Source organism: Pelomonas caseinilytica, from assembly GCF_021353235.1.
GTDB lineage: Bacteria > Pseudomonadota > Gammaproteobacteria > Burkholderiales > Burkholderiaceae_C > Pelomonas > Pelomonas caseinilytica.
In genome coordinates, this window is record NZ_JAJTWT010000017.1 from 73,921 (window position 1) to 84,077 (window position 10,157).

The following is a 10,157-nucleotide window of genomic DNA, read 5'->3' on the forward strand; positions in this document are numbered from 1 at the left end:
GCGCCCATGAACGCAGAGCCGAAGACCTTCAAGTACTACGACCTCATCATGGCGGCCTTCGTCTGCGTGCTGCTGTGCTCCAACCTGATCGGCGCGGCCAAGGCCGCCCAGCTTACGCTGCCGGTCATCGGGACGGTGACGTTCGGGGCGGACCTGTTCTTCTTCCCCATCAGCTACATCTTTGGCGACATCCTGACCGAGGTCTATGGCTACGGCCGCGACCGGCGCGTCGTCTGGGCCGGCTTCGGGGCGCTGGTGTTCTCGGCCTTCATGGCCTTCGTCGTCGTGCAGCTGCCGCCGGCGCAGAACGAGTTCATGGCCGCCTACCAGCCCCACCTGGAGGCCGTGTTCGGCAACACCTGGCGCATCGTCGCCGGCTCGATGATCGCCTTCGCCTGCGGCAGCTTCGCCAACAGCTTCGTGCTGGCCAAGATGAAGATCGCGACCCGGGGCCGCTTCCTGTGGGCGCGCGTCGTCGGCTCCACGGTGGTCGGCCAACTCGTCGACACGGGTCTCTTCTTCCTGATCGCCTTCTCGGGCATCTGGCCGAACGAGCAGCTCGTCGCCGTCATCGTCACGCAGTACCTGTTCAAGACGATCTGGGAGGCCGTGATGTACCCCGCCACGGCCTGGGTCGTGGCCTTCCTGAAGCGTGCCGAGGGCGTGGACCACTACGACCGCGGCACCAACTTCAATCCGTTCACGATCAAGGTGTGATCGGCCGGCCGCCGCCACGGGCCGCGTGCCACGCCGCACAATCCGGCGCATGAGCCCTAACGCAAACGTCCAGGTGCCCGAGCTGCTGTTCGCCTTGCTGCCGGACAGCGGCATCGCGCCCGACGGCCCCGACACCCTGGCGCCGCTGGCCGCCGCATTGCTGGGCCAGTACCCCCGCGCCGCGACCCTGACCGTCCACCCGCCGCTGCGCGACGCGCAGGGCCGCTGCCGCTGGTGGCCGGGCGCCGAACCCAGCCCCGACGGCGTCGACGAGGCCCTGCCACCGCTGGTGGGCCGGCTGCGGCAGGAGGCGGCGCGGCTGAGCCTGCCCTGGCAGCGCGTGGCCCTCGCGGGCGTGGGCGATGGCGCCGTGCTGGCCCTGGAGGCCGTGCAGGCCGAGCCGGCGCTGGTGGGCCGCGTGCTGGCCTTCGCCGGCGGCTACCTCGCGCGGCCCGAGGCGGCGCCGCAGGACGTCTGCGTGCACCTGCTGCACGGGCTGGAAGACCGGCGCTTCCCCTACCGCCACGTCGTCGACGCGGCCCAGGCCCTGGTCGACCTCGGTGCCGACGTGACGGCCGACCTGCTGCCCCACCTCGACCACGGCCTGCATCCGGCCCTCATCGACAAGGCCATGGAGCAGCTGCGCAACTTCATCCCGGCGCGGCTGTGGCGCGAGGCGCTGATCGCGGCGCAGGAGAACGAGCGGCCGGTGGGTTGACGGCTCAGGCCAGCCCCACCAGCCGCGCCAGCATCTCGGCCGCGCTGCGTGCGCCCACCTTGCGGATGATGCGGGCCCGGTGCCCTTCCACCGTCCGCGGGCTGATGCCGAGCAGGCGGGCGATGTGCTTGGTGCTGGCGCCCGCGGCGAGCTGGCGCACGATCTCGCGCTCGCGGGCCGTGAGGTCCACCGTCACCGCGCGGCGTGCGGAGATGTCCTCGAACATCCACACCGCCTGCGCGAACGGCAGGTCGCGCCGCAGCGCGCGGCCGGCGACGTGCACCCAGAACAGGCGCCCGCTGCGGTGGCGCATGATGCGCTCGTCGCTGTATCGGCCGGTCTCGCGCATGGCGACCAGGCCCTGGGCACCGATGTGCTCGAACTCCTCGGCCGAGGGGTAGAGGTGCTGCATCGAGCGCCCGGCCAGCTCCTCGGGCGCCCAGCCGAACATCTCGCCGAAAGCCTCGTTGCAGCGCACGATGACGCGCTCGCGGGACAAGCACAGGCCCACCGGCGCATGGTCGAAGGCCAGGCCGACGGAGGCGTCATCGGGGAGCGGTTCGTGTGCGGTCATCGGGGCAGGCACTGACGTAGTCCTACGTGTTTCGCGCGCGGCGGGCGGCTCCTACAGTGCCGGCCCATCTTCAGCAGCGCGGGGCCATCATGGGTGTGTGCATTGTCGGCTGGGCTCACAGCCCGTTCGGGCGCCTGGACGCCCTCGATCTCGAAGGCCTCGTCGGCCAGGTCACCCGCGGCGCATTGGCCGATGCAGGCCTGGACGGCACGGCCGTCGACGGCGTCTGGCTGGGCCAGCTCAACGGCGGCTTCGTGCCGGAGATCTTCGCGTCCTCGCTGCCGATGCAGGCCGACGCCGGCCTGCGCTGGAAGCCCGCCACCCGTGTGGAGAACGCCTGCGCCTCGGGGGCTGCGGCGCTGTACGCGGCGGCCGACGCGATCGAGGCCGGCCGCGCCCGCATTGCCCTGGTGGTGGGCGCCGAGAAGATGACGGCCGTGTCCGGCACCGAGGTCACGCGCATCCTCGGCAACGCCTCCTACGTGCCCGAGGAGGCCGCGCAGGGGCTCACCTTCCCCGGCATCTTCGCCCGCGTGGCCCAGGCCTATTTCGAGCGCCATGGCGACCACGGCGCGACGCTGGCACGCATCGCCGCCAAGAACCACGCCAACGGCGTGCGCAACCCCTTTGCGCAGATGCGCAAGGACCTGGGCTTCGAGTTCTGCAACACGGTGTCCGAGAAGAACCCGCTGATCGCCGCGCCGCTGCGCAAGACCGACTGCTCGCTGGTGTCCGACGGCGCTGCGGCGCTGGTGCTGTGCGACGAGTCGCTGGCGGCCGACTTCCGCCGCGCCGTGCGCCTGAAGAGCCGTGCCCAGGTCAACGATTTCCTGCCGATGTCGTGCCGGGACGCGGCCGGCTTCGAAGGCCCGCGACGGGCCTGGGCGCAGGCACTCGCGGCGGCCGGCTGCACCGTGGGCGACCTGAGCTTCGCCGAGGTGCACGACTGCTTCACCATCGCCGAGCTGATGAGCTACGAGGCCATGGGCCTGGCGGCGCCGGGCCAGGGCGCGCGGCTGCTGGACGAAGGCGTGGTCATGCGCGACGGCCGCCTGCCCGTGAACGTGAGTGGCGGACTCAAGGCCAAGGGCCATCCCATCGGCGCCACGGGCGTGTCCATGCACGTGCTGTCGGCCATGCAGCTCTGCGGCGAGGCGGGCGAGATGCAGCTGCCCGCGCCGACGCTCGCGGGCGTGTTCAACATGGGCGGCTCGGCGGTGGCCAGCTACGTCAGCGTCCTGGAGCGGGCGCGATGAACCTCGCCACGTTGCTGGCACGCGCGGCGCGGCGCCACCCCGAGCGGCCTGCGCTGCTGCAAGGCAGCCAGCTGCTGTGGACCTACGGCCAGCTCGCCGATCGCGTGGCGCGGCTGGCCCGGTCGCTGCGCGAGGTGCAGGGCCTCGCGCCCGGTGACCGCGTGGTGCTCTACCTCGCCAACGAGCCGGCTTATCTCGAGCTGCTGCACGCCTGCTGGTGGGCGGGCCTGGCCGTGGTGCCGGTGAACGTGAAGCTGCATGCGCAGGAACTGGCCTTCATCGTGGCCGACAGCGGCGCCCGCCTGGCCTGCGTCGGCGCCGCCCAGCACGAGGCGGTGGCCGCCGCGCTGCCGGAGCTGCCGCTGCTCGTGACCGGCAGCCCCGAGCACGCCCAGGCGCTGCAGGCGGCGGCGCTGCCGCTGCAGGACGTGGAGGCTGACGCGCTGGCCTGGCTCTTCTACACCTCGGGCACGACGGGCCGGCCCAAGGGCGTCATCGAGACCCACCGCATGCTGATGGCGATGACGGCCTGCTACTTCTCGGACGTCGACGCCAGCCTCGGCTCGGACGACGTCATCGTCTACGCCGCGCCCATGTCGCACGGCGCCGGGCTCTACAACTTCGCCTTCATGGCGCGCGGTGCCCGCCACCTGGTGCCGGCGTCAGGCGGCTTCGAGCCGGCCGAACTTGTCGACCTGGCGCAGCGCCTGGGCCGCCTGTGCCTCTTCGCCGCGCCGACGATGGTGCGCCGCCTCGTCGACGAGGCCGAGCGCCGCGGCACCGGCGGCGCGGGCTTCAAGACCATCGTCTATGGCGGCGGGCCGATGTACGTCGAAGACATCCAGCGCGCGCTGCGCGTCATGGGCCCGTGCTTCGCGCAGATCTACGGCCAGGGCGAGTCGCCGATGACCATCACCGCGATGGACCGGCAAGCGGTCGCCACGGCCGACGCCGCGCGCCTGGCCTCCGTCGGCCGGGCGCAGCTGCTGGTCGAGGTGCGCGTGGCCGATGCCGACGGCCGCGAGCTGCCGCCAGGCGAAGTGGGCGAAGTGCTGGTGCACGGCGAGACCGTCATGCCTGGCTACTGGCGTCAGCCCGAGGCGAGCGCCAGGGCGCTGCGCGGCGGCTGGCTGTGGACGGGCGACCTGGGCGCGATGAGCGCCGACGGCCATCTCACCCTCAAGGACCGCAGCAAGGACCTCATCATCAGCGGCGGCTCCAACATCTACCCGCGCGAGGTGGAGGAAGTGCTGCTGGCCCAGCCCGGCGTGCGCGAGGTGGCCGTGGTGGGCCAGCCCGACCGCGAGTGGGGCGAGGTGGTCGTCGCCTTCGTCGTGGCCGAGCCGGGCGTGGACGCCGACGCGCTCGATGCGCTGTGCCTCGCGCACATCGCCCGCTTCAAGCGCCCCAAGCGCTACGAATTCGTCAGCACCCTGCCCAAGAACCACTACGGCAAGGTGCTCAAGACCGAGCTGAGAACTCGACTGCAACAGGAGACATGACATGAGCTTGAACGGACGCACGGCCCTGGTGACAGGTGCCTCGCAGGGCATCGGCGCGGCCATCGCGCGCCGCCTGGCCGAAGCGGGCGCCGACGTGGTGCTGCACGGCATCGAGACGCAGGCGCAGGGCGAGCCCATCGCCACAGCCCTGGCGCGCGAGACTGGCCGGCGCTGCGCCTACGTGGGTGCCAACCTGGCGGATGCGTCGGCCGCGGCCGGCCTCGTCGCCGCCGCCACCGAAGCGCTCGCCGCGCCGGACATCCTCGTCAACAACGCCGGCATCCAGCACACCTGCGGCATCGCGGAGTTCCCGCCCGAGCGCTGGGACGCCATCATCGCCATCAACCTCAGCGCCGCCTTCCACACCCTGCGCGCCGCGGTGCCCGGCATGCGAGCCCGGGGCTGGGGGCGCATCGTCAACATCGCCTCGGTGCACGGGCTGGTGGCCTCGGTCAACAAGAGCGCCTACCTGGCGGCCAAGCATGGCCTCGTGGGCATGAGCAAGGGCGTGGCGCTGGAGACGGCGGCCGAGGGCATTACGGTGAACTGCATCTGCCCGGGCTGGACCGACACCGTGCTGATCCAGCCGCAGATCGAGGCCCGCGCCGCGGCCCACGGCGGCGACCGCCAGGCCGGCATCCGCGACCTGCTGCGCGAGAAGCAGCCCAACCTCACGCTGCTGCCGCCCGAGCGCATCGGCGACGTGGCGGTGTTCCTGTGCGGCGAGGCGGCCGCCGGCATCACTGGCGTGGCCCTGCCGGTGGACGGCGGCTGGACGGCGCAGTGATGAAGCACTTCGACCGCTACTACACCAGCGACGATGGCCTGCGGCTGTACTGCCGCGACTACCCCGGCCCTACTGCCGACGCGCCCGTGCTGGTCTGCCTGCCCGGCCTCACGCGCAACAGCAAGGACTTCGCCGCGCTGGCCGAGGCGCTGAGCGAGCACTGCCGCGTGCTCTGCCCCGACATGCGAGGCCGTGGCCGCTCTGCGCGCGACCCCGACCCCTCGCGCTACCGCCCCGACCGTTACTGCGCCGACATGCTCACGCTGCTGGACCTGCTGGGCATCCCGCGCGTGGGCCTCATCGGCACCTCGCTCGGCGGCCTCATGGCCATGACGCTGGCGGCGTTGCGCCCGGCCCTCGTGGGCCCGGTGGTGCTCAACGACGTGGGCCCCGAGCTGGACCCGCGCGGCATCGACCGCATCAAGGCCTACCTCAGCCAGCCGCAGCCGCCCGCCGCGCCCGAGGTGGTGATCGCAAGGCTGGCCCGGATCAACGCCGACGTGTTCCCCGACTACGGCCCCGACGACTGGCGCGCCCTGGCCATGGCCACCTGCGTCATCGACGGCGACCTGATGACGACCGACGTCGACCCCGCCATCGCGCAGAACCTGGTGGGCGGCGCCGAGCTGCCGAATCTGTGGCCGCTGTTCGGCCTGCTGGCAGGACGGCCGGTGCTGGTGGTGCGGGGGGAGCGCTCGGACGTGCTCAGTGCGGCGGCGGTGCAGCGGATGGCCGGGCGGCTGCCGGGGATGCAGACCCTCGAAGTGCCCGGCCGCGGCCATGCGCCGACACTGGATGAGCCGCAGGTGCGGGAAGGGCTGTGGGCATTCCTGGCGCAGGCGTGGGCCGGCTGAGGGCGCGGCAACATCCGGCGCTCATCGACAAGGCGATGGAGCAACTGCGCCACTTCATCCCGGCGCGGCTGTGGCGCGAGGCGCTGATCGCCGCGCAGGAGAACGAGCGGCCGGTGGGCTGAGCGGGCGCGAAGGCCGGCTTCTCCGACGTTGCCGTGCGGCGACAGGCTCGTGTAAAGAAACGCTGCGCTGAAGCTCAGTGTTGCATCTGGAAAAGTCAGTAAATTCAACGCATTAGCTCATTTCGTCCGCGCCCCCGTGGCGCGCTTCGGACGCGAGCCTTCAGCGAGCTGTCGCCCGGCAATCGAGGCGATCCGGCGCCCTTCCTAGACTGCTCGCGCGAACCCGGCGGCAGGACGCGGTGGCACCGGCTGCCGGCAACGAAATCCATCCACTTTCGGAGTTTCTATGCTTGCTAAGAGCTTCTTACGCCTGTCTGCCGTGGCAATTGCGGTGGGACTGGCGGTGGCCGCACCGGGCGCATACGCCCAGTCCAACGCCACCGGTACTGTGTACGGCACAGTCTCAGCGACTGCTCCCGGCAGCGTCGTCGTCGTCGAGAACCTGTCCACGGGCGCCAAGCGCACCGTGACGCCGGACGGCAATGGGCGCTATCAACTCACCGCACTGCCGCCCGGCAACTACAGGGTCAGCCTCGTCAAGGGCGACAAGACGGTGGCCACGCAGGTGGTCGAGGTGCTGATCGGCCAGGGCGCCGAGGTCGCATTGGCCGAGGGCGGCTCGGCGACCCAGCTCGAAACCGTGAAGGTGGTCGGCACGCGCCGCCTGATCGACACCCAGGCCACCAACAGCGTCTCCACGTTCACGGCCACCCAGCTCGCGGCTCTGCCCATCGCCCAGGACCTGACCTCCATCATTCTGCTGGCCCCCGACACCGTGAAGGCCGACCCGCGCTACGCCGGCGGTGCCAGCATCGGCGGCGGCGCTCCGTCCGAGAACTCCTACTACATCGATGGCTTCCCGGTGACCAACGCGCTGTCGCAGTTGGGCTCCATCGAGCTGCCCTTCGGCGCGATCTCGCAGGCCAACGTGCTGACCGGCGGCTTCGGTGCCGAGTTCGGCCGCTCCACCGGCGGCGTGATGAACATCGTCACCAAGAGCGGCGGCAACAAGTGGGAAGGCGGCGCCTTCGTATCGGTCGAGCCCAGCGCGCTACGCTCCAAGTACCACAACAACTACTTCGCCACCACCGGCGTGACCGACCCGAACACCAGCAAGCCCTTCGACGGCACGCTGCAGTTCTACAACGAGAAGAACACCAAGAGCGAATACAAGTACGGTGCCTACGTGGGCGGCCCCATCGTGCCGGACAAGCTCTTCCTGTTCGTCGCCGCTGACCAGACCAGGGACAAGGACGAGGGCACCAACTCGTCCCAGTCCTCCACCTCGACCACGCTGCCGCTGAACGGCTGGCTCAAGGACACCACGACCAACAACCGCTGGCTGGCCAAGCTGGACTGGCAGATCACCGACGACCATCGCCTCACGGTGATGAACTTCGGCGACAACTACACCACCGACTCCAAGTACTACTCCTTCGACTATTCAACGCTGCAGCACGGCTCGGACGTGAAGTACTCGGGCCACTACGTCAACCAGCCCAACATCTCGCCTGCGGTCGGTGGTCAGGCGAGCCTGATCCGCTACACCGGCAACCTGACTGACAACCTGGTCATCACGGCGCTCTACGGCCAGGCCACGTCGACGCACAAGCAGAGCTATGGCGACTTCGCCCCGGGCGTCGACCTGACATTGCCCGGCGTCCTCATTTCCGGCAGCGGCGCGGCCCCGGGCATCACCTACAACAGCCCCAATCCGCTCACAGCCCTCGACATCCCGACCGGCTTCGCCAAGGACAAGACCAAGGCCGCGCGCTTCGACGTCGAATGGACGGTCGGCAACCACACGCTGCGCGCCGGCATCGACAAGGTCAAGCTCAGCTCGTTGAACGCCGGCCAGGTCGAGGCTGGCGGCGGCACCTGGAGCTATCGCAAGACGGGCACGCCCAACACGGGCCTGACCTTCGGGCCCTACAGCGGCGTCGTCATCTCCGACGGCGTGGCCGGCTCGCTCGCCTCACAGGGCTACTACGTGCGCAAGCACGTCTTCAGCGACGTCACGAACGCCACTTCAGATCAGGACGCCGAATACATCGAGGACAAGTGGCAGGTCACCAAGAAGCTCTTCGTGCAGATGGGCCTGCGCAACGAAGGCTTCTCGGGCGCCAACGGCGAAGGTGCAACCTACCTGAAGTCCAAGAACTTCATCAGCCCGCGCCTGGCCAGCACCTTCGACACCTTCGGTGACGGCAGCCTGACCCTCAAGGGCAGCATCGGCCGCTACAGCATCCAGACGCCGACCCACCTCGCCGTGCGCGGCGCCGGCATCTCGACGCTGACCTACCAGTACTTCCGCTACACCGGGGTGGATGCGAACGGCCAGCCGACTGGCATGACCGCGTTGACACCGGCGCCTTACTCGCCCGACGGCGAGACCGGCCAGCCCAAGGATGCCAACACCTACGCCGCGCGCGACCTCAAGCCCAGCTACCAGGACGAAGTGCGCCTGGGCCTGGACAAGGCCCTGACGCCCAACCTGGTCGCCGGCTTCATGATGACCTACCGCAGGCTGGGCGCGACGCTGGACGACTACTGCGGCTCGGCCTTCGACAACTATGCCGACGCGCATGGCATCGACCGCACCAACTACGCCGGCGAAGGTGGCTGCTTCCTGATCAACCCGGGACGCGACAACACCTTCCTGGTGGACTACGCGGGCACGCGCTCCAACTACACCACGGTCACGCTGAAGCCGTCAGACATCGGCTACCCGCAAAAGCCCAAGCGCACTTACCTGGCGCTGGATTTCTCGCTGGAGCATCCCTTCTCCAACGGGTGGTACGGCAAGGTCACCTACACCTGGTCGCGCAACAAGGGCAACACGGAAGGCCAGACCAAGTCCGACATCGGCCAGACCGACGTGTCGGCGACCGAGACCTGGGACTTCCCGCAGCTGATGGAGAACGCCTACGGCTACCTGCCCAACGACCGCCGGCACCAGATCCACGCCTTCGGTTACTACCAGGTGAACCCGCAGATCACGGTCGGTGCCAATCTCACGGCTCAGTCGGGCCGGCCCAAGAACTGCTTCGGCAACTATGGCGGCACCAACCCCGACGGCGATCCCGGCTATGGCTCGGCGTTCTTCTACTGCAGCGTCACCAACGCGGCCGGTGTCGTGCAGACCGACGGCAGCGGCAATGCCGTCGTTGCCGCCACGCCGCGCGCTTCGCAAGGCCGCCTGCCCTGGGACTACACGCTGGACATGAACGTCGTCTACAAGCCCGCCCGGTTCAAGGGCCTGACGTTGCGTGCCGACGTGTTCAACCTGCTGAACAAGCAGACCGTCCAGGCGATCAACGAAGTGCACGAGAACGACAGCGACCCGACCTCGCTGCTGGAGACCTACCACTCGCCGATCGCCTACACCGCGCCCCGTGCCGTCAAGCTGACCGCCCAGTACGAGTTCTGATCTCGTCACGGGGCCGAGACGTCGGCCCCGGAACCGGTTGGACGACACCACCCGCCCGGCGCAAGCCCGGCGGGTTTTTCGTGTGCGCCCAGCATGGGCGCACATCCTGGAGGTGCAAGTCCTCCCGCGAGCTGGTCACAGTGAGCGAAGCGAAGCGCAACTGCGTGAGGGCGACCGAGCGTGGGAAGGAAGCGTGG

At 69.8% G+C, this 10,157-nt stretch carries 9 protein-coding genes; 8 read left to right on the top strand and 1 reads right to left on the bottom strand.

Features of this window, described 5'->3' with window-relative positions:
- Positions 1 to 6 precede the first annotated feature (6 nt).
- Together LXT12_RS24920 and LXT12_RS24925 are read left to right on the top strand one after the other, a co-directional pair.
- On the top strand, positions 7 to 717 hold the full coding sequence (locus tag LXT12_RS24920; RefSeq protein WP_233395008.1) for a queuosine precursor transporter: 711 nt from the start codon (positions 7 to 9) through the stop codon (positions 715 to 717).
- A gap of 49 nt (positions 718 to 766) precedes the next feature.
- Entirely contained in the window at positions 767 to 1,435 is a 669-nt protein-coding gene (locus LXT12_RS24925; protein ID WP_233395009.1) for an alpha/beta hydrolase family protein, read from the top strand.
- A gap of 4 nt (positions 1,436 to 1,439) precedes the next feature.
- Here the strand turns inward: LXT12_RS24925 and LXT12_RS24930 are convergent, their stop codons facing one another.
- Positions 1,440 to 2,009 (bottom strand): LuxR C-terminal-related transcriptional regulator, encoded by a 570-nt coding sequence (locus LXT12_RS24930; protein ID WP_233395010.1) that lies wholly within the window; start codon positions 2,007 to 2,009, stop codon positions 1,440 to 1,442.
- Between the two features lie 89 nt (positions 2,010 to 2,098).
- Between LXT12_RS24930 and LXT12_RS24935 the strand changes: the two genes are divergently transcribed.
- The 6 genes from LXT12_RS24935 (at position 2,099) to LXT12_RS24955 (ending at position 9,960) form a co-directional block, all read left to right on the top strand.
- Positions 2,099 to 3,265, top strand: coding sequence for an acetyl-CoA acetyltransferase (locus tag LXT12_RS24935; protein ID WP_233395011.1), 1,167 nt, complete (start codon positions 2,099 to 2,101; stop codon positions 3,263 to 3,265).
- Positions 3,262 to 4,767 (top strand): class I adenylate-forming enzyme family protein, encoded by a 1,506-nt coding sequence (locus LXT12_RS24940; protein WP_233395012.1) that lies wholly within the window; start codon positions 3,262 to 3,264, stop codon positions 4,765 to 4,767. The genes LXT12_RS24935 and LXT12_RS24940 overlap by 4 nt, the downstream gene beginning before the upstream one ends.
- 1 nt (position 4,768) lies before the next feature.
- Positions 4,769 to 5,554: a 3-hydroxybutyrate dehydrogenase gene (locus tag LXT12_RS24945; protein ID WP_233395013.1), complete on the top strand. Its 786-nt coding sequence runs from the start codon at positions 4,769 to 4,771 to the stop codon at positions 5,552 to 5,554.
- Positions 5,554 to 6,408 carry an alpha/beta fold hydrolase gene (locus LXT12_RS24950; protein ID WP_233395014.1) on the top strand — a complete coding sequence of 285 codons (855 nt, stop codon included), beginning with the start codon at positions 5,554 to 5,556 and terminating at the stop codon, positions 6,406 to 6,408. Before LXT12_RS24945 ends, LXT12_RS24950 begins: the two co-directional genes overlap by 1 nt.
- Positions 6,396 to 6,530, top strand: coding sequence for a hypothetical protein (locus tag LXT12_RS26835; RefSeq protein ID WP_255763777.1), 135 nt, complete (start codon positions 6,396 to 6,398; stop codon positions 6,528 to 6,530). Before LXT12_RS24950 ends, LXT12_RS26835 begins: the two co-directional genes overlap by 13 nt.
- A 319-nt stretch (positions 6,531 to 6,849) precedes the next feature.
- Entirely contained in the window at positions 6,850 to 9,960 is a 3,111-nt protein-coding gene (locus LXT12_RS24955) for a TonB-dependent receptor (protein WP_233395015.1), read from the top strand.
- Positions 9,961 to 10,157: the final 197 nt, after the last annotated feature.

Bases quoted from the DNA above. Each gene is read 5' to 3' on its own strand.
- LXT12_RS24920 (WP_233395008.1), top strand. From the start codon at position 7: ATGAACGCAGAGCCGAAGACCTTCAAGTACTACGACCTCATCATGGCG.
- LXT12_RS24925 (WP_233395009.1), top strand. From the start codon at position 767: ATGAGCCCTAACGCAAACGTCCAGGTGCCCGAGCTGCTGTTCGCCTTG.
- LXT12_RS24930 (WP_233395010.1), bottom strand. From the start codon at position 2,009: ATGACCGCACACGAACCGCTCCCCGATGACGCCTCCGTCGGCCTGGCC.
- LXT12_RS24935 (WP_233395011.1), top strand. From the start codon at position 2,099: ATGGGTGTGTGCATTGTCGGCTGGGCTCACAGCCCGTTCGGGCGCCTG.
- LXT12_RS24940 (WP_233395012.1), top strand. From the start codon at position 3,262: ATGAACCTCGCCACGTTGCTGGCACGCGCGGCGCGGCGCCACCCCGAG.
- LXT12_RS24945 (WP_233395013.1), top strand. From the start codon at position 4,769: ATGAGCTTGAACGGACGCACGGCCCTGGTGACAGGTGCCTCGCAGGGC.
- LXT12_RS24950 (WP_233395014.1), top strand. From the start codon at position 5,554: ATGAAGCACTTCGACCGCTACTACACCAGCGACGATGGCCTGCGGCTG.